This window comes from Phaeodactylibacter sp., from assembly GCF_022763345.1.
Taxonomy (GTDB): Bacteria; Bacteroidota; Bacteroidia; order Chitinophagales; family Saprospiraceae; genus Phaeodactylibacter.
The window spans coordinates 60,595-85,818 of the sequence record NZ_JALEGS010000061.1 but is presented as its reverse complement, the minus strand read 5'-3'; the positions used below and the strand labels follow the sequence as shown (position 1 = coordinate 85,818).

The following is a 25,224-nucleotide window of genomic DNA, read 5'->3' as shown; positions in this document are numbered from 1 at the left end:
TCTTCAGTTGCTTATAAAATTTCGCAAAACCTCAAACGGTCTAACTCATTTTGTTTCCGTCTCTTTGCGCAAATGTTAAATCCATAAGCTGATGATCCACTTCTTCGGAGACCCCCAACGAATCCTTTTTGCCGTTCAGGCTACAGCCGCCCTCACCGACAGCGATGTAGCCAAGCTCACCTGGCTGTTTGGCGATCAGCCTAAGCTTGATGAGCAGACGATCGACGGGCAGTTCAGTGGGCCGCGGGCAGCCATGGTCTCTCCCTGGAGTACCAACGCCGTGGAGATCACCCAAAATATGGGCATCAGCGGCATCCGAAGAATAGAGCAGTACACGCCTTTCTCGGCAACTGCGCCATTCGACCCTATGCTGAAGCAACGCTTTGACAGGCTCGATCAGCAGCTGTTCACCATAAATATCCAACCGGAGCCTATCCGCCCCATCGAGGATATCGCAGCTTACAATACCGCCGAAGGATTAGCGCTCAGCGAGGAAGAAGTCGCTTATCTGGAAGAAGTGGCGGAGCGCATTGGCCGCAAGCTGACCGACTCGGAAGTCTTCGGCTTTTCGCAAATCAACAGCGAGCACTGCCGCCACAAGATTTTCAACGGCACCTTCGTCATCGACGGGCAGGAACAGCCGGACTCCCTTTTTGCCATGATCCGGAAGACCTCCAAAGCCCATCCCAACAGCATCGTTTCCGCTTACAAGGACAACGTTGCCTTCCTAAAGGGCCCACAGCTCCGCCAATTTGCACCTGAGCGCCCGGACGAGCCTTCCAGCTACAGCAAAAAAGAAGTGGATACGGTCGTTTCCCTAAAGGCCGAAACCCACAACTTCCCGACCACGGTGGAGCCTTTCAACGGGGCAGCCACTGGCAGCGGAGGGGAAATCCGGGACCGTATGGCAGGTGGGATCGGCTCTTTGCCTCTGGCCGGAACAGCGGTGTACATGACCGCCTACTCCCGCCTTATGGAAAACCGCCCCTGGGAAAAAGCCGTGCCCGAGCGGAAATGGCTCTACCAAACGCCTATGGATATCCTGATCAAAGCTTCTAACGGGGCTTCTGATTTTGGTAACAAGTTTGGGCAACCCCTGATTGCCGGCTCTCTGCTCACCTTCGAGCACGCTGAGCACGCCCGCCAACTGGGCTTTGACAAAGTCATCATGCTGGCCGGGGGCGTGGGCTCGGGCATCCTCGATCAGGCCCTGAAACAAACGCCCCGGAAAGGCGATAAAATCGTGCTGCTGGGTGGCGACAACTACCGCATTGGTATGGGCGGCGCCGCCGTTTCCTCAGCCGATACCGGCGCGTTCGATACCGGCATTACCCTGAATGCCGTGCAGCGTTCCAACCCGGAAATGCAGAAGCGGGTTGCCAATACCATACGTAACCTCGTGGAAAGCGTTAAGAACCCCATCATCGCCATTCACGACCACGGCGCAGGCGGCCACCTGAACTGCTTTTCCGAATTGGTGGAAGAAACCGGCGGCCGTATCGACCTTGACGCCCTGCCCATAGGCGACCCCACTCTATCAGCTAAGGAAATCCTCGGCAATGAGTCTCAGGAACGCATGGGCCTGATCGTTGCGGCAGAGGACATCCCGCTACTGCAAAAAATCGCAGAACGGGAGCGCGCCCCCATGTACGTGGTCGGTGAAGTGACCGGCGATATGCGCTTCTCGGCCGTTTCCGAATCCAGAGCTGAGAAACCGCTGGACCTCGACCTGGCGGACCTCTTTGGCAGCTCTCCGAAGACCATCATGGAAGATCAGGCCGTGGAGCGGAAGTACGAAGCCGTAGATTATGACCCTGCCAAAATTCAGGAATACCTGGAGCAGGTACTCCGCCTGGAAGCCGTGGCCTGCAAAGACTGGCTGACCAATAAGGTAGACCGCTGCGTGGGAGGCCTGGTGGCCAAACAACAGTGCGCCGGCCCGCTGCAACTGCCCCTGAACAACTGCGGCGTTATGGCGCTGGGGTACGACACTCCACATGGCGTCGCTACTTCCATCGGGCACGCTCCGGTCAATGCCCTGATCGACCCGAAAGCCGGTTCCAGGAATGCCATTACCGAAGCACTGACCAATATCGTCTGGGCTCCGCTGGAGGAAGGGCTGAAGTCCGTTTCCCTTTCCGCCAACTGGATGTGGCCCTGCCGCAACGAGGGGGAAGACGCCCGCCTCTATGAAGCGGTGCAGGCGGTGTCTGACTTCTGTATTGAACTCGGCATTAACGTGCCCACCGGCAAGGACTCCCTGTCCATGAAGCAAAAATACCCGGATGGGGATGTATTGGCACCGGGTACGGTGATCATTTCCGGGGTAGGCGTTTGCTCGGATATCAATAAGGTTGTTGAGCCGGTCTTCCAAAAGGACGCTGGCCCGGTGTACTACCTCAACCTTTCGCAGGATGACTTCCACCTCGGCGGCAGCTCCTTCGCGCAGGCCCGCAATAAGATCGGCTCAAAAGGGCCCGACGTAAAGGATGCTCAAAAGCTGGCGAATACCTTCAATGCACTACAAGACTTGATAAAAAGCGGAGCCGTCGTTGCCGGGCATGACGTAGCCTCCGGCGGACTGATCACCACTCTGCTGGAAATGTGCTTCGCCGACAACAGCCTCGCCGCCGAGCTTGACCTAAGTGTACTTGGGGAGCCCGATACGGTCAGGGTTTTGTTTGCAGAAAATGCCGGTGTAGTCTTGCAGCTCAGAGATGAAGAAAGCGCCGCCGCGCTTGCCGACTTCCCCATCCCCTGCCACCGCATCGGCAGGGTAACGTCCGGAGATACCCTACGAATCAGGAACGGAGACGAGCAGCACACCTTCGACATCCCAAAACTCCGGGACGCGTGGTACGAAACCTCCTGGCTGCTCGACCAAAAGCAAACGGCCAACGGACTGGCTGATGCGCGCTACGCCAATTACAAAAAACAGCCGCTGCAGTACCAATTCCCTGCCCATTTCAGCGGCCGACTGCCGGAGCTAAAAGAGAATGCCCACAAACCCAAAGCCGCCATCCTGCGCGAAAAAGGCAGCAACTCCGAACGCGAGCTGGCCCATGCCCTCTACCTGGCCGGCTTTGAAGTGCGGGACGTGCACATGACTGACCTGATGACTGGCAGGGAGACGCTGGAAGACATTCAATTCCTTGGCGCAGTAGGCGGCTTCTCCAACTCCGATGTACTGGGCTCTGCCAAAGGCTGGGCGGGCACCTTCAAGTACAATGAGCTGGCCAAAAAGGCATTGGAAGACTTCTTCGCACGCGAGGATGTGCTCTCGGTGGGCATTTGCAACGGCTGTCAGCTATTCATGGAGCTCGGGCTCATCTACCCGGAGCAAGACCCGCACCCGCTGATGGCCTTCAATGATTCCCACAAGCACGAAAGCGGTTTCACTTCTGTGAAAATTGGCAAAAACAACTCCGTGATGCTATCCGGTCTGGAGGGCAGTACCCTGGGTGTTTGGATTTCCCATGGCGAGGGTAAATTTGACCTGAAGGGCGCTGAAACCGATTACAACATCGTTGCGAAGTACGGGTACGAAGCCTATCCTGCCAACCCCAATGGCAGTGCCTATAACACCGCCATGCTCGTCAGCGCCGATGGCCGCCACCTGGCTACGATGCCGCACATTGAGCGATCTGTCTTCCCCTGGAACTGGGCGCACTACCCCGCCGGCCGTCAGGATGAGGTATCACCTTGGCTTCAGGCATTTGTGAATGCGCGGGAGTGGCTGGTGAACCGGGCGGGGTAAGTAGCTTCTCTGTTTAGGAATGCCTGGTTACCGGTACCAAAAGGTCTCGTTTTCACCCAGCAGGTCCGGAAGTTTCCTATGCGGAGCTAGTTCTTTGCTTTTCCTTTAAGCAAAGTATTTTGCTCTTCCAGCAGCTGCGTCACCCGGTTCAGCAGCTCAATATCCCGTGGAGTAGCTACGGTGGTATCTGAGGTATCCTGCGCCCTGCCTTTGAGGCGGTTCATAAACTTGACCACGCCAAAAACGACCAGGCTGATGATCAGAAAATCGACGGACACCTCGATCAGCTTTCCGTAACCCACTGCGATGGCCTCGGTTTGGACGGTACCATCTGCGTACACGGCTTCCTGCAGCACCCACTTTTTGTCCTCCAGGTTGACCCCATTGGTCAACAGCGACAAGGGAGGCAGAAAGATCTGCTTTACAATCGTATCCACCACCTGGTTGAAGGCCGTTCCAATGATGACACCGATGGCGATGTCAATCATATTGCCTTTGACCGCGAACTCCTTAAATTCATCGAGGATTTTTCTCATGGATGTTGTTTTATTATAGCGATTCCTGGTTTAGCGTTTCACATTACGTACCTACGGCACGAGCCTTCTCCCTAAACCCTTTTTTACCTAGATTTTGTGCCTAAAGGCACATCATAATGACAAATTTGTTCTTACGCTTCGAGCGTTTTTTTGCTGTTGCTCTATTACAGTGGTTTTAAATCTACAATTAGCGTGCCTTTGGGTACGCTATATTGTTAGAAAATTTGGATTCGAAAGTTTATCCGTGCCGTAGGTACGGAATGTATTAGCGCTTTAGATTTCGCCTTTTGTACCGGTCTGCCATAGCCAATCAGACAGGCGTACAGCACAGGGTTATTCCAATTTAACGGCACTCTTTAGTTAGACCTGTAAGTATTAACAGATCTAAGTGACAGGGAAAAAATCCGTCCCGGAGCTTCACCAGCTCAAAGTAACCAACCCAGTTTTGTTACAAATAAGGGGTTATTCATTACAACTTTTGTTACAAATAAGGGGTTATTCATTACAAAACTGGATTTATGATCAAAAAGCGCCGGGCATTACAAGATTTGATCCTATGGGCAGAAAGCCCAAACCGAAAGCCGCTGCTCATCCGCGGAGCCCGTCAGGTAGGCAAGTCGACCCTTGTGCGCATGCTTGCAAGCGACTTTGATCATTTTATTGAACTTAACGCTGAAAAGCCCGGTATACAGGCATTGTTCCATCGGCACCTGGAGGTAAACGAGTTGATAGAGGCTCTTTTTTTCGAGCGCAACATTTCCGGTGCAGGTTCAAAAATACTACTCTTCATTGATGAGATTCAGGAAAGCCCGGAAGCAATCCGACTGCTACGCTATTTTTACGAAGAGCGCCCGGATATTCATGTCGTTGCTGCCGGGTCGTTGCTCGATTTCTCTTTGGGTGAAGTCAGGAGTTTCCCAGTTGGCCGGGTCAGTTACTATTATCTTCACCCGCTCAATTTTGAGGAGTTCCTGCAATGGAAAGGCGAGGATCGGGCACTGCAGGCATTACAGCACATCCCCGTTCCGGATTTTGCACACGAAAAGTTGCGTATCCTGTTCCATGAATATGCTCTGCTTGGCGGGATGCCCGAAGTGGTACAGCGTTACACCGATGGCGCACCACTGTCTGACCTTACGCCCCTCTATGCTAGCCTCTGGCAGGCTTACCTGGACGATATCGAGAAATACGCCAGTAACAATACGCAACGGCAAGTCCTGCGGCACATCATCCGGTCTGCGCCAATGGAGCATGACCGGATTAAGTTTGCAGGGTTTGGTCATTCCAACTATGGCTCAAGAGAAGTGGGCGAAGCCCTTCGAAACCTCGAACTGGCCAGAGTGATTCGCCTAATTTACCCCACCACACAGCTTGCGCCACCTGTCATCACTGACTTAAAAAAACGCCCTCGGCTTCAGTTTATTGATACAGGATTGCTGAATCATACCCTCCAGATCCAATCGCAGTTTCTGGGCCTGGCAGACTTAAACAGCCTTTACCGGGGATTTATCGTGCAGCACTTACTGAGTCAGGAGTTGATTGCACTTCACAACAATCAGGATTTCAAGCCCCATTTCTGGGTAAGAGAAAAAGCCAACGCTAATGCCGAGGTAGACCTGGTTTATCCCTATGAGGGGCAGCTCCTGCCGATTGAGGTAAAAGCCGGGCCACAGGGGCGGCTGCGGTCTCTGCATCAGTTTGTGGAGCGCGGGCAACCGCCCTTTGCCATCCGGTTTCTCAATAATACTACCTCTGTGGAGAATGCCCGGACACCCGCCGGATACGAATACCGCTTGATCAACCTCCCTTACTACCTAATGAGTCAGCTGGAAGGGTACTTAAAATGGGCCGCCGATCGTCAATAGCGGAGGTTGGGAAGCCCTAAATCGACCGCATCTACCGCTTTCGCAAAAGAATCTCCCCTGTTTTTAATCCGCCTGCCGGTAAATCGCCGTACCTTGACTAAAAGAGACACACTCCTTTAGTCGCATGAAAAAAGCCACCACATATCTCCTGCTCGTCGTCCTTAGCGTCAATATTTTTGGCGCAGGCACCGGAGCCCTGATACACTGGCTAGCGCACGCCCTTGAAGGAGGAGAAGTCCACTGGCATACGCACCACCACGATGCAGGCCATGCCCATCATCACGAAGAGGCGCACCATGCGGGGCACCATCATACGCACCATGGAGCCATTACTTTTTTACTGGATACCTTTAGCGCATTTGATCAGGAGGCTTCCGAGCAGTGCCTCCTCCACCTCAACTGGCTCATGCTGAGCCTTACCGGACTGCTAAGCACAATGCATTACGCTTCTGCTCCCGAGACAAGCCTCAGTGCCCTATCGATCGGCATGCTTTTGCCTTATCAGTCCGTCCACCCGCTTATCCCCTGCCCGCCTCCCAGAATCCTGGGCTAATTCATTCCGTTTATTTGAGATGCTAACATAGCATCTCTATTGATTCTATTTCATGAAGGTGCCGAAGCAAATGCCCTGCTTTGCAGTCAGATTGGTTTGGCCTGAACTACCGTTGTGCAGCAAACACAGCCTGCCTTTTCGTGCAGCTGGGCGTGGTACTGCGGTGTCCCTTCATACCTGTATTTGTAAAGCCTGGAAAACCCGGGCCCAATTCCTTACGCAACAGGACATGCACTACGCAACCTCCTGTTGCCTGTCAAAAATTATAATTGTGAAACAGACACAACTACTCATAAAACTCACTTTTGCCCTGCTATTCAGTCTCAGTACAGCCTCGCTTTGGGGTCAGTCCAATGGCAATATTAGCGGCACCATACAATCCGATACTGAAGGGCCGCTGGTAGCCGTCAACGTGGCCGTTAGGGGCACTTCCCAGGGCGCGACCACCAACGAATCCGGACAATTTACCATTGCCAACCTGTCACCGGGCACCTACACCCTCGACATAAGTTCTGTGGGGTACAAACGCCACAGCGAGCCCGTCGTAGTAGCAGCCGGGCAAACAGCGAAAATCGACATCACCCTCCGGCAAACGGCGACCTCTCTAAGCGAAATCTACGTCCGTGGGGAAGCCCTCAACCGGGAAAACAATACCATTACCGTTGACATCATCGGACAGGAAGAAATTCAAAGCCTGAATATCGAACAGCCCCTGCGGCTGATTGAGCAGGTGCCGGGCGTTGACCTCGTCGCTTACCGGCAGGGAGGCGTAGCCGATCAGTTCTCCATCCGCGGATTCGGCGGCGGCGGGCACGCCGGGGAGGCTGGTGTGGAAATCGATGGCATTTCGCTAAACGAAGCGGAAGGCCACTCCGATGGCTATGCCGATCTGAACGTCCTCATTCCGCTCAATTTGAAATCGATGAAGGTCTACAAAGGTCCGTCATCTGTACTGTTTGGCCGGTTTGCACAGGGCGGCACCCTGGCATTGGAGACCCGCAAGGGCGGCAACTATCAGGACGTAAGCGTTACCGGCGGTTCTTTTAACACCTTTGATGCACAGGTTGCCATCGGCAAAGGTATCCCGCTCGGTGCGTCCGATCACCAACTGCAGACCAACCTCGCCTTCCAGCTGTTCCGGACCGATGGGTATTCCGAAAACTCAGAAACCCTCCGTGGCAACCTCACGGGCCGGTTTTCTTATGATCTGAGCGATAAAACGGACATCGCCCTGTCCCTGCGCGGCCACAGCAGCGAGTGGAATGCTCCAGGCTACATTTCCGAAGCTCAGTTTGAGGATGAAGACCGGCGGAACCTGCAGGACCCCAATGGGGAAAACGACGGTGGCAATAAGCAGTTTTACACCCAGCGCCTTGATCTCAACCACAGCTTTAGCGACAACCTCCGCCTGCTGGTATTTGGCTATGCCGTGCAGCAGGAATTTACCCGTTTTGCTAAGTTTGGCTTCCAGCCCGGCGGGCAGTCGGAGCGGTTCAACACCCGCGATGTGTATGCCTCCGGTGCCAGCCTGAATGGCTACAGCGAGCTCTCCGGTATTTCCGTCAACTGGATTGCCGGCCTGGAGTACTACAGCGAACAAACGGAGCGGATGCGCTGGGCCACCGAAGACCGCGTGCGTCAGGGGCAGACACAGGACCGCTTGTTTACCATACAGTCCGTATCGGCTTATGCACAAGGGGAATTTGACATCAGCCCTTACTTCCGCCCTTCCATAGGGCTGCGCTATGATACCTACTTTGGCAGCTTTGAAGCGAATGACCCGGGGCAAGACGCAGTGGCTGACCAAATTGACGGTCTGTACAACGTTAGCCCAAAGGTAGGCGTTCGCTCCACATTGTACGAAGGGTTTGACCTGCGCGCGAGTGTTTCCAATGGCTTTTCGCTGCCCAACAGCGCATTGAAGTATGAAGCCGGGCTCGATCTGGGGCCGGTACAGTTGTGGCAGTATGAAGTAGGTGCCACCTACCTGCCCAATCACTGGCTGGAGCTGGACGTTGCCGGTTTCATTCTGGACTCTTCCAACGAAATCGTGGAGAACCCGCCCGGCTCTCTGGAGTTTTTCAATGCCGGAGAAACCCGCCGCATGGGGGTAGAATCCAAAATAGCGCTGACGCCCCTGCCCGGGCTGCGCCTGGCGGGTACCTTCTCCTACATTGAAACGGAGATCACCAACAATCCGGAGGACAACCTGGAAGGTAAAGGCCTGACTGGCGTCCCTCAGACCATCGGTACACTGGATATTTCCTATGTCACCTCATCCGGGCTTGGCAGCCGCTTCCGGTTCCGGGATGTGGGGCGGTACTTCATTTCGCCGGATAACGAAGCTTCCTACGAGGGCTACACCGTATCTCATCTTTCCTTCTTTTACAATTTCAACAAACAGTCTTCAAGGGAAGGGCGGATTTTCATGGAAATCCAGAACCTGTTTAATGCCCGCTACGCAGAGTCTGTATTTGGCAGTGTGGATGCCCGGTCTTTTGCTCCGGCTCCACTGCGGAATTACAGCGTTGGCGTACGGTACGGCTTCTAAAGAGTAACACGCTGGGCTGAGGCGCCCCTTACGGTAAGCCTCAGCCCTATTCTTTTACAAAAATTCAAACCTTACAGATATGAAAAACCCAAAGAGTACAATCGTCGCTGCCCTGATTTTGGCCGCCCTTTCCTTCTTCATTGTTTACTGTACCCATTCTCATGCGGAAGACGGGCACACCCATGCTAACGACGGAACAGCACATACGCATGATCATGGTGCAGGTACCCACACCCACGGGCATGGAGGCGACGGACACAGCCACCCCAATGCAGATGGCAGCCCGGCTTTCCGCTACCTGGCGATGAACGGAGAGTTTCGGATGAACCCCAACGACTCCCTAACGGAAAATGACCCACGCAACCCCAGCCGCCTCGTGCTGAAAACCAGTGAGGACAAAGGCTCGCTCTCCCGTATGGCTTTCTACGCCCATGACGATATGGAGCAAAAGCTGGCGGAGTGCGGCTATCAGTACATCGGCAGCCGGCCAGACCCGCATTACTTCCCGGAGCAGTCTAAGACATCCATCTGGGATGTGTTCCAAAAAGTAGAAGACTACGACGGAGACTGTGCGGCATTTAAGTATGTCATCTCCCGTTCACCCCACGGCGACCCAATCCACATGCACCTGCGGTATGGAGATGACGTAGAAGCCTTACTGGCGATGAGCAATGATGAAAAGGACAATCAGTTTAACCCCTGGTGGTCGACTTACTGCGATATTGAGCGGACAACTTCTTGTGATTAACAACTGACATTTGACGGCATAAAAAAGCGCCCGGTAGCTGCAACAGCACCGGGCGCTCGTTATTTGGACCGGAAAGTAAATGCAATCATGAATGTGTATGTACAGTAGCCGCCACTTCCGCCTGCCCACTAAAAAAGCCATACAACTGATAAGCCAGCAGAGCAGCCCCTGCCACAATCAAGCCAATATTAACGACTTTGTAAAAGACCGGGTAATGCTTCGCCTGCTGTATTTTTTTCAGCACAAAAACGATGGGGATGAGTGCAAGGACCTGCCCCACCTCTACGCCGACATTGAAGCTCAGGATTTTTGCCAAAAACTGATCGGCACCAAGGTCAAACGACTGCAGGCGGGTAGACAAACCGAAACCATGTATCAGCCCAAATGCAAAAACCATAAACAACAGGTCCGGAGCCGGGGCCTTGAATACCCGCTCAAAGCCATTGAGGTTTTCGAAGCCTTTATACGTTACGCTCAGCGCAATGACGGCGTCTACTAAGTGTTCATCAGCAGTTACACCCAAATAGGTCGCGCCAATCAACGTAATGCAGTGACCTAAAGTAAAGACGGTAATAAACCGAAGGATATCCCGGAACCCACTCAGGTAAAAGAGCACCCCGAGCAGGAAGAGCAGGTGGTCATAGCCCGTGAGCATGTGTTTGGCACCAACTAGCACATAAGCGGCAAGCCCCCCGTCCACCAAGGTGGCATGGTCGGCACTACTGACGCCGTGGGCCAGCATCACAGCAGGAAGCAAAAGCAGAAAAAGGCTGGTAAGGAAAATTTTCATAACGAAGGTTTTTTCTTAGTTACGTAAAGATAGCTTTCATAGGATTATCTGCAGCAGCTGAAGTTGCCCCCAATCTACACCCGCTCAACTTAAAACTTCCCATTCCCTAATCTTAGCCCGACATGACCTAAACCACTAGTGGTCAGAATCGTACAGGACTTTTTTAAGATAAGTGTACTTTTAACATTTATTTTTATTATCTTTACTTTAGAAAAAACAAGGCTGTCTTAACCCTGATCTCAAGGTGCTTTAAATGGCAAACATTGAGGCAAGAATTCTATGGCTTAACCAACCATCGAGGGGGAGGGCAGCAAATAAGCAGGTAACTATTATTCTACCATCTAAAATCAGTGTAATGAAACAAATTTACTTTCTCATTGTGGCCGTTCTGGCTTTTAGTGCGGTTCACGCCCAGCAAACTACAATTGACATCAGCGCCATTGACCCGGCATTCACAACAACATTTGAAGGAGCACTCGTCATCGATGTCGCAGAGGCGGCCTCGACTGTGGCTAATCCTGATGTATCTTTTGACAATCCATTGATGGGGCAGGACTTCACGGAAGCAGAAATTGCCTTTGATGTGTACAACTATGAAGGTGTGGACTCGATCAAAGTCCTGGGCTCCCTCATTGCCTTATTTGATGATGCCCTGGGCCGGATGTATTTCACCAATGGCTCCTACTTAGGCTTTAACAACGGCATGTTCATTGATGCCAACCTGATTGACTTTGGGCTCGATACCGATTTCCTGGGCGGCAATCAGTGGAGGAATGTAAAATTGCAGTTCACCCAAACGGGCTATGCCGTTTACGTGGACAATCAGCTGGCTTATAATGAAAGCAGCACGGATGTGACCATCGCGGGCAACCTCACAGACTACAGTCAGATCATTGATTTTATGCAGAATGCTGCAACCCTGGTGATTGGAACCGGGTCATTCTGGAGTGACAATATGCGCCCGGATGGCACCTTCTTCGACCCGCAGTACAGCTATATGAAGAACATAACGGTTACACCTAACTTTTCGACTTCTACAACGGAAGTCTTTGAAGACAAGCCTAACGGCAAACTCATCAGCGTAACCTACTTCACTATGGATGGCCGGAAGGTTGGGGAAGACTTCAACAATCTTGAGCCTGGCGTTTATGTCAAAGTGGAAGCTTACGATAGCGGCCAGGTCCGCAGTGAGAAGATCTTTAAGAGCACCAAGCGTTAACTACTACTACTATTCATACACTATTTTGACTGTCGGGCAGCGCAGAAGCGCTGCCCTTTTTTTTAGGGCACCAGCTGAACGTCACCGGTCAGGGTAGTTATTTTTCCCCCCGCATTTACAGCGACAATAGTGTAAAGGTAAGTCCCGTTGTTAAGCCGTTCGCCCCGGTAGGTCCCGTCCCAGCCATAGCCCGAATCATTGGGTGCGAAATTTTCTGCCTCATACACCAGGCTGCCCCAGCGATTGTAGATGCGAAAAGTACGAATGGTTATTCCTGCTTCCGGCCAGGCGTAGAGACGGAGGCGGTCGTTCCGGCCATCACCGTTGGGAGAAAAAGCGGAAGGGACGTAAAGGGGGCAATCGGCCTGTGGAACCGTCAGCAGAGTATCCCGGGCGCAACCCGCACCGTCTGTCAGGCGCAGGGTGTAGGCCCCGGGCGTTAATCCAGATACCTCAGAAGTTGAAAGCGGTGCGTCATTGAGGGAAGCCGTAACAGACCGGTGGGCCTCCCCAATTTCAAACTGTATGGCACCATTATTCCTGGCACAATCCGCAGGTTGTATAGCCAAATCATCAAAGACAGGGCTTTCCACTTGCAGCGAAAGCCGGTAGAGAGTGTCACAACCGGCAAGCGCAGGCAAGGTGTCTTCATAAATACCTGTCGCCGCAAACCCCCGGTAACTTTCGCCCTCGCAGATGCGAACCTCCTCCGCAGAAAGAACATTGGGCAGTACCGACAACTGCAGCACACGGGTACTGTCGCAGCCGTAACGAGTCGTGAATACATCCGTGTACGTACCTGGTGTCTGATACCCATAGTAATCCTGATTGGCACAAATAGTGGTGTCTACGGCCACCATGGTATCCTGATCCACTTCAACCAATACGGTATCAGTGATAAAACAACCATCCGGAAAAATGATTTTGCAACTGTACTCGGTCGGCACCGGTGGTGAAGCCATGGGAGCCGCAACCGTATCTGAACTCAGGTAGTTGGATGGCGACCACTCGTAGGCTGCCCCACCCTGCGCCCGAAGCTGTACACTATCGCCCAGGCAAATGCCCACTACGGGCGGCGTGGCAAAGAAAGGGGCTTCGTACATCTGAAGGATTTCCCCTGCAGACAGGGCCCGGTTATAAATTCGGACTTCATCCATAAACCCATGAAAATCGGGATCGGCGTTGCACCAGTTGGACCGGCCGATGTAGTTGGAAGTGCGCTCCACATTGAGAATTGGATGCCCCGCTTTTTGCGCAACCAGCACACCATTGACATAGATTTTCATGCTATCGCCCCCAATCGTCGCACAGTAAAACTCAATTTGCCCGTTGGTGATGGCACCTTCTGCCACCAAGCGGCCAGTAGTGCGGTTGGCATTGGGGTCTGCACTGACCCAGCTTTCCAAAGTCAGATTATCGGAATTGCCTTCCCTGCCAAACCATACCGGAGCGCCACCATCGTCCCCGCTTCCATTACCGATATCCACTATGCGCTCAAAGTTGGCGATATTTTCGTATTCCACCCAGGCGCAGATTGAAATGCCTTCACTCCAGATAGGGCCAAAAGTGGGCAGTTCTATGAAGTCCGTGTTGATTGTGCTGCAGCCCGTATTTCCGCCATTCTCATTGAACAGGAAGCCCTCGCCCTTGATACCGGGAATACAGTTGGGGTCCCCAATGATGGTTCCATGGTTTTCATTCCCGCTGTAGTCGGTTGCCTCACATCCGCAGAAGCTGTAGTAACCCACCAGGCCTTCCGTCAGGTCCTGTGCGGTGGCAGCGAACGCTGTGGTTAAGAATAATAGCCCTGCAGTCCAAAACTTCATCACGGTCCTTTTTCTTGATTTGATTCATAGGCATGTGCTCAATCATATTTTAATCACGAAACCACCCCTGCCCGGCAGGCCTACAACAGTCGGACCTGCCAAAGCCTCTCCTTTCAGTATCTGTCCTTCCGGGCCATCGTACAGGAGTACGCCCTGCTTATGGGCAACAAACGAAAGGTCTAAGCGCACCAAAATCTCCTTATTCGTTCCATTGATGCCCGCTATGTGCCAGACTTCTCCCTTGCGACGTGCGATAACTGCGTATTTTCCCGGGTATCCGTCCATAAATTTCACTTCATCCCATTGCGTAGGGACATCTCGCAGGTAATCGGCCACATAAGCTGGCATTTTTTGCATCCCTTCCGGAATTTCGGCAATATGCTGAATGCCCGATGTAAACAAGACGGGCAGCGCCAGCTCAAAGGCCGGGGTAGTCCGGCGTTGAATACCGGGAATGCTGTCCAGCACCATAGGCGTAAAGTCCATGGGGTCGAACACATTACGGGTGAAGGGAATGACCGCGCAGTGGCGGGGCGCCTGATCCGCGTTTTCCTGAAGGAAAGTAATGAATTCTCCACCCTTAATGGCTTCTACTGTCATCAGGTGTGGATAGGTCCGGTGCCAGCCTCGCGGCAGCGTAGCCCCATGAAAATTGAGCATCAGTTGATACTTGGCCGCATCTTGCAGGATATCGTGGTAGTAGGCGATCATCGACTGCCCGTCACCACCGAAGAAGTCCACTTTGATGCCCGCTACGCCCATTTGCTGCAGCCGGGCAAACTCCGCCTTCCGGCTTTCCGGGTCTATCAGTTTGCTCTTGGGTGAATAGGTCGTGCTGTTCCAGCTTCCGGAAGAATTATACCACAACAAAATCTTCACGTCTTTGGTCCTGGCATAATCAATCAGTTCCTGCATCCTTTCGTAACCGATTTTCCAGTCCCAGTCCGCATCAATGAGGCAGTAGGGCCAGTTCATTTCCCCGGCGTAGTCGATAAACCGCCTGGACGTTTCATAATTCGTAAAATCGTCTTTCAGCAATACCCAGCTCCAGGAAGCCAGTCCGCTTTTTACAAAATCGCGGCCTAATCCTTTTGAAGATGCCGCGAGGTCCGTCCCAATCGTACTTTCCACAATATCCCCCAGGCTGCCAACCGCCACAATACGCCAGGGGCTGCGAAAAGGTGCTTCACCCCGGGGCAACAGCCCTCCACCCGGAAATACCTCCTTGGCTTGCGGAAAGGCGACTTTCAATTGTCGGGAAAGACTATCGTACCGCAACCTCGTGCCGCAATAACCCGGGTGTAAATCAGCTTCCGTAGCCAGCAACCAATGCGCTCCGACCTTAAACAAAGCCGGGTACACAAACCCTTCGCCGATTGGGGAAGGGGTGGAGACCGGAACCTCCATCAGGTAATTTTCCTCGTAGGACGGGTTGGTTTCCTTCCATCCGGATTTGGCTTTGGACATGGGCTGCATCCAGGCCATTGTAGAATCAGGAAAGCCATAAGCGGAGGCTTCTTCCAAAACCAGGATACTGTCCTTTGGTGCGCGCGGAAAATAGTAGCGGTAGGCAAACCCTTGTTCCGATAAGTAAAAATGGACTTCCAACTCGAACCCGGCTGCGTTCCGTAAAACAGCCCGGTACTGCTGCCCGGTGTAACGGACCGTCTGTTGCTTGCCGTGCGTCATGGAATACCGCACTGCCTTCAGGGAAGGCTCCCCTACCGATACCCATTCCATATCTCGGGTGCAATCCGCACCTTCCAGGCGAATACCCAGGTAGGAGGTATCCAGTACCGTAGCGCCTTGATAAGACAAGAGGTAAAATGGCTGCCCCTCCGTATCGATACCCAGCGTACACTGCAGGCTGCCAGAGGCATTAGATAAAGGCGGAATCGTTGCATCAGCGCACCCCAAAAGGCTTAGCAGCAGCAACGGGAACAAGTGGAGCGTTTTCATATCGTAAGGGCTTTACAGAATCAGGCAGAAAGCTGAGACGAGCGCCGGAACCACCACTCGTCTCAGCCCCAAAGTCTTCCGGCTTAACCGTTGAAATAAATATACGCCATGAAAATCAATACCACAACCAGCACTGAGATGATCACATCACCACGCGTGTAGCTGGATTTGGTTTCTGCTTTATGCTCGGCGGTTACAGTACCGAAGGTCAGTCCGCTGATCTTGCTGTAATCCGGTGCTTCTGAGGCATAGCTGACAATCAACATGGTTGCAGCAGACACCAGGAAGATAAACAGGCTGTAATACTGGAAGAAGGTATTGTTGATAATCCAGAATATCGAGCCTTCTTCGTAAGCAAAGCCTTCGGTCAGCATCACCGGCGTATCAATGGCCAGGCGGAAGAGGCCCAGCGCAAACCCTACAATAAGGGCAGAAAGAGCCCCTTTTGCATTCAGGCGTTTATTGAAAATTCCGAAGAAGAAGACCACGAAAATAGGAGGTGCCAAGTAGCCCTGCACACTCTGCAAATAATCATACAGCCCCCGGCTGCCCTGAATCACCGGTATCCAAAGCAAGCCAATGACCACCATAACGCCAGTAGCAATGCGGCCTACGCGGACCAGGGTCTTTTCGGATACACCCGGCTTGAACTTGGAGTACAAATCCATCGTAAACAGCGTGGAGGAAGCGTTGAATACACCTGCCAGAGAGCTCATCAGCGCCGCCAAAAGGCCCGCAACCACAATACCCCGGATGCCGGCCGGCAGCACCGTTGCCACCAATAACGGGAAGGCCTGTTGCGCATTCACGGTGATCAGTTCACCATTACTGTCGACCATCGTCTCGGTAATGGTATCTATTTTGCCACTCATGGCTAGCGCGAAGGTGATAATGCCTGGGATGATGAAAATAAAAACCGGCAATAACTTGAAAAAAGCCGCTGCAATAGAGCCCCGCCGTGCTTCCGTCAGGCTGGCAGAACCCAACATACGCTGTACGATGTACTGATCCGTACACCAGTACCACAGACCGATGATGGGCGCACAAAACAACATGCCCACCCAGGGATAATTGCTGTTGAAATACCAAGCCATCCGATCTTCAGTGAGCACGGGTGCCCAGGTGCCCTCAACGCCTTCGGGCACCAGTGGTTTCCAAAGGTTGAACATCTCAGAGCCCGCGATACGGCGCAGTTCACCCCAGCCACCCAGGGCATCCAGCCCGTAGACGGTTACCAGGATCGCACCAACGATCAGGATGACGGTTTGAATAGCTTCGGTGTAGGCTACGGCCTTCAGTCCACCCAGCACGGTGTAGAGCCCGGTAAGCAAAATCATCAGAATGGATCCGATCCAAAAGCTGTCCAGCCCCATAAAGCTGATTTCGGGCACCAACACACCGAAGACGATACCACCGGCAAAAATCCCCACTGCTACTTTCGTCAGTACATAGGCAATTAGGGAGATGATTGATAGTACCCATCTTGCGGTAGGCGAAAAGCGGCGCTCCAGAAATTCCGGCATCGTAAAGACCTTAGACCGCATGTAAAAGGGGGCCAGTACCCAACCCAGCACCAACAGGCACCAGGCCTGCAACTCGTAGTGAGCCATGGCTACACCATCTGTAGCACCAGAGCCTGCCAGCCCAACAAGGTGCTCAGAACCAATATTAGAGGCAAAAATGGAGGCCCCCACAACAAACCAGCCCAGGTTGCGCCCGGCCAGGAAATAATCATCAGACGTATCTGATTGTTGCCGGATCACCCACCAGGCAATCCCCAAAATAATCACAAAGTACAGGGCAATGAATACCCAGTCTATCGTTGCTAGTACACTCATGTCTTTTGTTGTTGTCTACTTCGTTGAAAATTTGAAGGTGGTTCGGGTTTCGTAAGTTTCTCCGGGCCGTAACACCACTGATGGAAAGTCTTTTTGATTGGGCGAATCCGGGTAGTGCTGGGTTTCCAGGCAAAAGCCGGTGCGGTGCCCATAGGTGCCTCCGCCAGGCATAGGCAACGTGCCATCCAGGAAGTTGCCGCTGTAGAACTGAATGCCGGGCTTGTCCGTAAAGACTTCCAGCTGCCGGCCGGTTCCCGGGTGGTAAGCACTTGCTACCCGTCGCATGCTGCCCTGCTCATTGAGCACCCAACAGTGGTCATAGCCTTTACCCAGCTCCAGTTGCGGATGATCGGCTCCAATGTCGCGCCCAACCGCTTTAGCTTCCCGAAAATCAAAGGGCGTACCCTCCACTGGGGCGAGCTCGCCGGTAGGAATCAGGGTGGCATCTACTGGCAGGTACTGATCTGCCGCAATCATCAACTCATGGTCGAGAATGGTTTGGCTGAAATCACCGGAGAGGTTGAAGTAGGAATGCTGGGTGAGGTTCACAATTGTCGCCTTATCCGTGGTCGCTTCGTAGTCCACCTGCAGTGCGTCATCGGGAGTCAGCGTGTAGGTAACCTGTACGGACAGATTACCTGGATAGCCTTCCTCCATATCTGCGCTTTCGTACCTCAGTATAAGGGAGGCGCCCTCCGCGGTTGTTGCCGTATCTGCTGACCAGAGGACTTTGTCAAATCCTTTGAGGCCGCCGTGCAGGTGATTGGGGCCATCGTTAGTAGCTAGTTCGTAGGTGGTACCCTCCAGGACAAACTGCCCCTTCGCAATACGGTTGCCATAACGGCCGATAATAGCACCGAAGTAGGGATTGTTTGCAAGATATTGGGAGAGGCTGTCGTAGCCCAGCACTACATTTTCGTAAGCACCGGTTCTGTCCGGCGCAGTCCAGGAAGTAATGATCCCGCCGTAAGTAATAACCTCTACCGCCATGCCATTGGCATTTTTGAGCTGGTATTGGTCTACTGTGCGCCCGTCTTCCAGCTGCCCGTATGCCTGACTGGTAATCATCACCGGGGGCTCAACAGTTTCGGACTCCGTAGCTGTTGATTCGGCAGATTCAGGGTTAGAGCCACATGAACTCAGCAGAGCAGCGAACAGGAACAGTATCCCTGCGAATGGGAGGAATAAGCCTTTCTTTTTCATAAACATTAGGTTGTTTTTTAAAGTCTCTTTAAGCAATGGCCACACTATTTTGCCAATTGCAGTAATTCTGTACCCGCCAGTAAAAAGGCGCCCACGCCGTAGACTTCTGTCATTTCAGCGGTCACGTCCCTGGGGTCTTCACCAATTGGCTGCACCCAGCCCAGCTTGCCATCCGGATAGACGGCACTGACCAGCGCCTGCCAGGCTTTCTGTACGGCTGGCTCGTACTGACCCCGGTCCAGCAGCCCACTGCGCACCCCATAGGCCAAAGCGTAGCAGAAGAAGGCACTTGAACTGGTTTCCGGGTTGGGGAAGGCTTCGTGGTCCAGCATACTTGCATGCCAGAACCCACTTGCTTCCTGACAAGAGGCGACCTTGGCGGCCATTTCCCGGAACAGGTTTTCGTAAAACGGCCGGTAGGGGCTGTCTTTCGGCAAGTCTTTAAGTATGGAGACCAGTCCGCCCATTACCCAGCCATTACCGCGGCCCCAGAATATCTTTTCTCCGTTCGCCTCCCGCTTACGCTCTGGAAAAAAGCGGTAGTCCCGGTAGAATAGATGCTCCTCCTTATCGTAAAGGAAGTCGTAAGTTGCTTTGTATTCTTGGTCCATAAACTCGAGGTACTTCTCGTCGCCCGTGATATTGGCCATTTTTACATAGACCGGCGGTGCCATAAACAGCGCATCACACCACGACCAGCGCTCCAGAGTTTGCGGGTCCGAATAATCCAGCAACAGTGAACCTTCAGAAGGGTGGTTGATGACGTAATCCAGGCGTGCCTTGGTCGGCGCCAGCATCCGGTAAGGATAGCGGGCTTCAGTTTGGTGATGCTGATACATATCGAGGTACATCTGGCTCACCACCACATCATCAGCGTGGTACATCCGGAAAAAGGGCTGCCAGGCGTGCCGCTGCCCAATCTGTTGGAGCCAGTTTTTGTATTGCTCATCCTGAGCCACCAACGACCAGGCCATCATACCCGAATAGAGCGCACCGTTGGTCCAGTCCAGCGGATGGTGCTTCACCAAATGCTGATGCCCGATTTGCCAGTCCGCTACAGCGCCCATGACTTCTTTTATGGCAGATGGCGAAATGGCGGCATCAAACCCTTCTGCGGGCCGGTTGGTCTTGATGCGGGTACGGTAATCGGTGTAATGCGCATAATGGTCCAGGTGCATCCACATGAGGCGGGGGCTCAGCTGTTCCGGCGCATTACGTACAGCTACCGGGCGGACATTGTCCTGCAATGACCGAACGGTGACGGCCTGTGAGCTGAAAGTCTGCCCCCCATCGCCTGTAGCCCATTCCTCAATTTCAAACCGGTCGGCAACGGGACGGGACAGGTATACCCGATTGGGGTCGGTGTGGTCCAGGCAGATACCGCCGGAGTAGTGAGGCTCGGGGTCTCGCATTTCCTTAGGGCGCGGGAAGCGCGGAAAAGCACTTCCAGCCTCGCAAAGCCGGGTGTTTTGCCAGGATTCGCCATCCCAAACTGCATAATTGTAAAAGTGGAGGGTTTCTTCCGGCAAGGTCGTGTACACCATTGCCGGGCGCCCATCCTGCGTCAGCGCAAGGTCCCATATCCAGGCCCGCTGATTGCTGGCAACGCCATTGTATACTTTAGGAATGTCGGACTGCACGAGCGGCAGTTGTTTGGTATCTCCAATTACCTTCCCGCCGGCATCAAAAAAGCGCCCCCCTTCGTACCGCAGGTAGTAGATCGAATTGTGGTTCTCTAACCGCGGATGGCCATCCGTGAATGCGAAGTGAATGCTTGATTTCCCATCAGACACGACCTTGGTGTAAGGCCGGTTCATAGGGTTGTTGACTTTTTTGGAAACAAAGGTCTGAGGCTTGGACCAGGTGGCGCCCAGATCGTCCGAAGTGACGAAGGAAGGCTTCCAGTCGTACCCTCCGCGGGAGAACAGGTAAATCCGGTTATCTTCTTCGCTCAATAGGACCGGATTGGTGTAGCAGAGCTCACTTCCTAAATCCAGAGAATCTACGGTTGCGAAAGAGGTTATGTCCTCCGGTTTCTCAGTTTTTGCGTAGTACAGTGTGCCGTTATGCCGGGTGAAAAACACCATCAACCGGCCATCGGGCAGGACCAGCAGCGAAGGATTGACATGATCATCCACCTGCACGCTTTCGTAAAGCACCTTTGTGACTAACGCACCGGACTGATGGTCCTTCGAAACGATGGTAATATCGCCCGTGGAGGTTACGAATCCGGTATAAGTACGCTGATGCTCCCCTTCGTGGTAGACCGAGCGCGGGTCAGAAAACCAACACCAGGCCCCGTCTTCCGCTAGCGTCTCGTAGCTTTCTGCTCGTTGCGCCATGCCGGGAGTGGAAGTCCCGGCAAGCAACAACATCAGAAAGGCAAGGCTTAGAAAAAGCCGGATAGGGTACACTCCTCCCCTTTTCAAAAGCCCGCCGTTATGTCCCTGATTTTTCATGAATGCTAAAATTAAAGCCTATGCTGAAAAAGATGGTAGTACACCTCATTCGCATTCAGCTGATCCTTAAATGAGCGAACCCTGGTCTCTTCATCGATTACCAGTAGCTCTATGCCTGCTATATCGGCAAAGTCTTCCAGGTATTCTGTGGTAAGGGCCTGCGTGTACACGGTATGGTGTGCACCGCCTGCCAGAATCCAGGCCGTGGCAGCGACCTCCAGGTTTGGCTTGGCATCCCACAGTACTCTGGCGACCGGCAAATTAGGCAAATCTTCCTGAGGCAGGGAGCTTTCCACTTCATTGACAATTAGACGGAAGCGGGTTCCCATGTCTACCAAAGAGGCATTGAGGGCCGGGCCGGGCTGGCCATCAAAGACCAGGCGGACCGGGTCTTCTTTCCCACCGATGCCCAGCGGGTGTACCTCACAGGAAGGCTGCTCATTGGCAATTGAGGGGCAAATTTCCAGCATGTGGGAACCAAGAACGTAAGACCGCTCCGGCGTAAAGTGGTAAGTATAATCCTCCATGAAGGAAGTACCACCTTCCAGCCCCTGCGCCATCACTTTCATACTGCGCAGCAGGGCGGCCGTTTTCCAGTCGCCTTCAGCACCGAAGCCATAACCATCAGCCATCAGCCGCTGCGCAGCAATGCCGGGCAATTGCTTCAGCCCATCCAGGTTCTCAAAGGTGTCGGTGAAAGCACCAAAGCCCCCTTCTTCCAGGAAGGCGCGCATACCAATCTCAATACGTGCAGCTTCTTCCAGGGAGTGCCGGCTGTCTCCGCCCTTTTGCAGCGCTTTCGTGAGGCGGTATTCACTTTCGTAAACCTCCAGCAGGTCATTCAGCTGCTTGTCAGACACGGCTTTGATGTAGGCATTGACATCGGAAGTGTCGTACCCATTAACGGAGAAACCAAAACGCAGCTGTGCGTCCACTTTGTCGCCCTCTGTGACGGCTACTTCCCGCATATTGTCACCAATGCGGGCGACCTTAAGCTGTTGCAGCTCATGCCAGCCTAAAGCCACCCGGCTCCAAACCCCTAGTTTTTGCTGTACGGATGCGGAGGACCAGTGCCCAACCACAATTTTTCTTTTTTTGCGCATTCTGGACATGATGTACCCAAACTCCCGGTCTCCGTGCGCCGCCTGATTGAGGTTCATGAAATCCATATCAATACTTTGCCATGGAATGGCCGCATTGAACTGCGTATGCAGATGGCAAAGCGGTTTTTGCAGTTGCTGTAGGCCCCGTATCCACATTTTTGCGGGAGAGAAGGTGTGCATCCATGCGATGATACCGATGCAATTGTTATCGTTGTTTGCGGCCAGGCAAAGTTGCTGAATACTGTCGGGCGTAGTGACGACCTCCTTCTTAATCAGGTGTACGGGGATCGCATCCGCCGCGTTCAATCCCTTAACAATACCAGCAGCATTCGCAGCTACCTGCTCCAGGGTTTCCGGACCGTACAAATGCTGGCTGCCGGTTACAAACCAAATTACTTTACTTTCCATTTTGCTCATTCGTTCAGCGTTATTTTACTGCCCGTAGTAGGCATTGGCGCCATGCTTGCGCTCGTAATGTTTTCTAATTAGTGAATCCTTCAGGCGCGGGGCCTGAGGGTTGATCTGCAGGGTGAGGTAAGCCATTTCAGCTACGGCTTCCAGCACCTTGCTGTGGTAAACGGCTTTGGCCGCAGTCTTGCCCCAGGCGAAGGGGCCATGATTGCCCACCAGCACCATAGGGACCTCCTCGTAGGAAAGCCCCCGCTCCCGGAAGCAATCCTGAATCTGAATTCCGGTATTGTGCTCGTAGTTGCCTTCGATCAGCTCGTCCTTCATCGGGGGCGCACAGGGGATGTCGGCTGTCAGATGGTCCGCATGGGTGGTCCCAAAAATGGGGATATCCCGCTGCGCCTGTGCCCAGGCGACTGAATAGGTGGCGTGGGTGTGGGCTACACCCCCTATGTTTTCCCAGTGCTTGTACAGGTAAGCATGGGTTTTGGTATCAGAGGACGGGCGCAGGCTGCCTTCCACAATCTGATTGTCAAAGTCCACCATCACGATGTCTTCCGGGCGTAGCGTCTCGTAGGGTACCCCGCTGGGCTTAATGGCAAAAACACCGTGCTGCCGGTCCACCGCGCTCACATTCCCAAAGGTATAAATGACCAGCCCCAGTGCATTGAGCTCCATGTTGGCCTCGTAGCATTCCCGCTTTAGTTCTGTGTATTTGCTCATGCTAATGACATCTTGTTTTTATGGGTGATCTGCTCCACAAAGCCGCAGAGGGCATCATAGCGCTCCAACAATGGCTCAAAGGCTACGACCTTATCTGCTTGTGGGTAGTATTCGGCTTCGTAGCTACTGCCCAGGCTTTTGCTGGCCGTAATGATGTCCGGGTACAGCCCGGCAGCCACAGCGGCGTAGATGGCGGCGCCCAGAGCCGGTGCATAGTCGGAGGAAGCGACCACTATGGGCCGGTTGAGTACATTGGCCAGCGTTTGCATGATAAAGGGCGACTTGCGGGCTACCCCGCCGATACCGATTACTTTCCGAATCTCCACGCCCTCTTCTTCAAAACGCTCTACAATTTTCTTAGCGCCAAAGCAGATGGCATGGACCAGTGCTTTGAAAATATGAGGCGCTTTGGTGCCCAGCGACAGGTGAGTAATCGCACTCTTTAGCGACTGATCGGCATCCGGTGTGCGGCGGCCGTTGATCCAGTCCAGAGCAGTGGGCAGGCTTTCTGACAGTGGAATGCTTTCTGCCTGCTTGGTCAGGGTGCCCATGAACTGCTTTTCTATTTCTTCTGCCAGTTGCTGTTTTTGTTCAGCGGTGATCACGCCTGAGTTCATGACCAGCTCATCAATAGGCCACATCAGTACTTCCTTGAACCAGGCCAGTACATCTCCGAAAGCAGACTGTCCTGCTTCGAGCCCAACCATGCCGGGGATGACCGAGCCATCTACCTGGCCGCAGATCCCTTTTACGGTCTTGTCGCCTACTACATTATGGTTGGCTACCATAATGTCACAGGTGGAGGTGCCCATGACCCGCACCAGGCTGAACTCGTCAATCTGAGCTCCAACGGCACCGGCGTGGGCATCAAAGGTGCCTACCGCTATGACCGTTTCGGTGGTCAGCCCAAGTTTACTGGCCCATTCGGCACTCAGCTGGCCCGCCACTACATCTGAGGTGTAGGTATTCCTGTACAGTCGGCCGCGCAGCTCCGCCAGATAGGGGTCCAGCTGCTCCAAAAACTCTACAGGGGGCAGTCCGCCCCAGTCCTCATGCCACATGGCTTTGTGACCGGCAGCACAGCGGCTGCGCTTTAGCTGCCTGAGGTCTTTATTCCCGATCAGGATATTGGTCATCAGGTCGCAGTGCTCCAACCAGGAGTGTGCGGCAGCCCGCACGGCCTGATCTTCCCGTACCACATGCAGGATTTTAGCCCAGAACCACTCCGAGGAGTAAATACCTCCTTCGTATTTGGTGAAGTCTTCTCCACCCCAATTGGCGGCCAGATCGTTAATTTCGTCGGCTTCCCTAATGGCTGTGTGGTCTTTCCATAGTACCATCATGGCGTTTGGGTTTTCTTCAAAACCAGGCACCATGGCCAGAGGGGTTCCATCTTCCGTGACCGGCACGGGGGAAGAACCGGTGGTGTCAATACAAATGCCTTTTACTGCTGAAGCCTTTATGCCAGATTGCTGCATCACGCCCTTGATGGTTTTCTCCAGGCCTTCGATGTGGTCAAGCGGGTGCTGACGGAATTGATTTTTGGATGGCTCGCAGTATTTCTTTTCCAGCCAGCGCTGATACCAGTGCACGCTGGAGGCAATTTCGTTCCCGTATTCGGCATCAATGAGGACCGCCCGGACACTGTCCGAACCGTAGTCCAAGCCTATGACATAACTCTTCATG

The 25,224-nt window shown here is 53.3% G+C and carries 16 protein-coding genes; 6 read left to right on the top strand and 10 right to left on the bottom strand.

The window, feature by feature from the left end:
- Positions 1-91 precede the first annotated feature (91 nt).
- Positions 92-3,757 (top strand): phosphoribosylformylglycinamidine synthase, encoded by a 3,666-nt coding sequence (gene purL / locus MRY86_RS16810; protein ID WP_293570407.1) that lies wholly within the window; start codon positions 92-94, stop codon positions 3,755-3,757.
- Positions 3,758-3,843: 86 nt separating this feature from the next.
- Here the strand turns inward: purL and mscL are convergent, their stop codons facing one another.
- Complete coding sequence (gene mscL / locus MRY86_RS16805) at positions 3,844-4,293, bottom strand: large conductance mechanosensitive channel protein MscL (protein ID WP_293570406.1); 450 nt, start codon at positions 4,291-4,293, stop codon at positions 3,844-3,846.
- A 518-nt stretch (positions 4,294-4,811) separates the two neighbouring features.
- On the opposite strand from mscL, the gene MRY86_RS16800 reads away from it, so the two are divergent.
- From MRY86_RS16800 to MRY86_RS16785, 4 genes are all read left to right on the top strand, one after another.
- Positions 4,812-6,158: an AAA family ATPase gene (locus MRY86_RS16800; RefSeq protein WP_293570405.1), complete on the top strand. Its 1,347-nt coding sequence runs from the start codon at positions 4,812-4,814 to the stop codon at positions 6,156-6,158.
- Between the two features lie 124 nt (positions 6,159-6,282).
- Positions 6,283-6,711: a hypothetical protein gene (locus MRY86_RS16795; RefSeq protein ID WP_293570404.1), complete on the top strand. Its 429-nt coding sequence runs from the start codon at positions 6,283-6,285 to the stop codon at positions 6,709-6,711.
- A gap of 271 nt (positions 6,712-6,982) precedes the next feature.
- Positions 6,983-9,262 (top strand): TonB-dependent receptor, encoded by a 2,280-nt coding sequence (locus tag MRY86_RS16790; protein ID WP_293570403.1) that lies wholly within the window; start codon positions 6,983-6,985, stop codon positions 9,260-9,262.
- Between the two features lie 79 nt (positions 9,263-9,341).
- Entirely contained in the window at positions 9,342-10,010 is a 669-nt protein-coding gene (locus MRY86_RS16785; RefSeq protein ID WP_293570402.1) for a hypothetical protein, read from the top strand.
- Positions 10,011-10,095: 85 nt separating this feature from the next.
- On the opposite strand, the gene MRY86_RS16780 is transcribed toward MRY86_RS16785, so the two are convergent.
- Positions 10,096-10,800: a HupE/UreJ family protein gene (locus MRY86_RS16780; protein WP_293570401.1), complete on the bottom strand. Its 705-nt coding sequence runs from the start codon at positions 10,798-10,800 to the stop codon at positions 10,096-10,098.
- Positions 10,801-11,155: 355 nt separating this feature from the next.
- Here MRY86_RS16780 and MRY86_RS16775 point away from each other — a divergent pair, with 355 nt between their 5' ends.
- Positions 11,156-12,019, top strand: coding sequence for a hypothetical protein (locus MRY86_RS16775; protein WP_293570400.1), 864 nt, complete (start codon positions 11,156-11,158; stop codon positions 12,017-12,019).
- 62 nt (positions 12,020-12,081) lie between these two features.
- Here the strand turns inward: MRY86_RS16775 and MRY86_RS16770 are convergent, their stop codons facing one another.
- The 8 genes from MRY86_RS16770 to MRY86_RS16735 all read right to left on the bottom strand — a co-directional run bounded on the left by MRY86_RS16770 (position 12,082) and on the right by MRY86_RS16735 (position 25,223).
- Positions 12,082-13,845 (bottom strand): LamG-like jellyroll fold domain-containing protein, encoded by a 1,764-nt coding sequence (locus MRY86_RS16770; protein WP_293570399.1) that lies wholly within the window; start codon positions 13,843-13,845, stop codon positions 12,082-12,084.
- A gap of 42 nt (positions 13,846-13,887) precedes the next feature.
- Entirely contained in the window at positions 13,888-15,804 is a 1,917-nt protein-coding gene (locus tag MRY86_RS16765) for a glycoside hydrolase family 97 protein (protein ID WP_293570398.1), read from the bottom strand.
- A gap of 83 nt (positions 15,805-15,887) precedes the next feature.
- Positions 15,888-17,642 (bottom strand): sodium:solute symporter, encoded by a 1,755-nt coding sequence (locus tag MRY86_RS16760; RefSeq protein WP_293570397.1) that lies wholly within the window; start codon positions 17,640-17,642, stop codon positions 15,888-15,890.
- A gap of 15 nt (positions 17,643-17,657) precedes the next feature.
- Positions 17,658-18,845 carry an aldose epimerase family protein gene (locus MRY86_RS16755; protein WP_293570396.1) on the bottom strand — a complete coding sequence of 396 codons (1,188 nt, stop codon included), beginning with the start codon at positions 18,843-18,845 and terminating at the stop codon, positions 17,658-17,660.
- 44 nt (positions 18,846-18,889) lie between these two features.
- On the bottom strand, positions 18,890-21,304 hold the full coding sequence (locus tag MRY86_RS16750; RefSeq protein ID WP_293570395.1) for a glycoside hydrolase family 88 protein: 2,415 nt from the start codon (positions 21,302-21,304) through the stop codon (positions 18,890-18,892).
- 11 nt (positions 21,305-21,315) lie between these two features.
- Positions 21,316-22,824 (bottom strand): L-arabinose isomerase, encoded by a 1,509-nt coding sequence (gene araA / locus MRY86_RS16745; protein ID WP_293570394.1) that lies wholly within the window; start codon positions 22,822-22,824, stop codon positions 21,316-21,318.
- 15 nt (positions 22,825-22,839) lie between these two features.
- The gene (locus MRY86_RS16740; protein WP_293570393.1) at positions 22,840-23,538 is read right to left on the bottom strand and encodes an L-ribulose-5-phosphate 4-epimerase; all 699 of its coding nucleotides are present in this window, start codon (positions 23,536-23,538) and stop codon (positions 22,840-22,842) included.
- Positions 23,535-25,223, bottom strand: a complete 1,689-nt coding sequence (locus tag MRY86_RS16735; protein WP_293570392.1) for a ribulokinase — start codon at positions 25,221-25,223, stop codon at positions 23,535-23,537. Before MRY86_RS16735 ends, MRY86_RS16740 begins: the two co-directional genes overlap by 4 nt.
- Position 25,224: the final 1 nt, after the last annotated feature.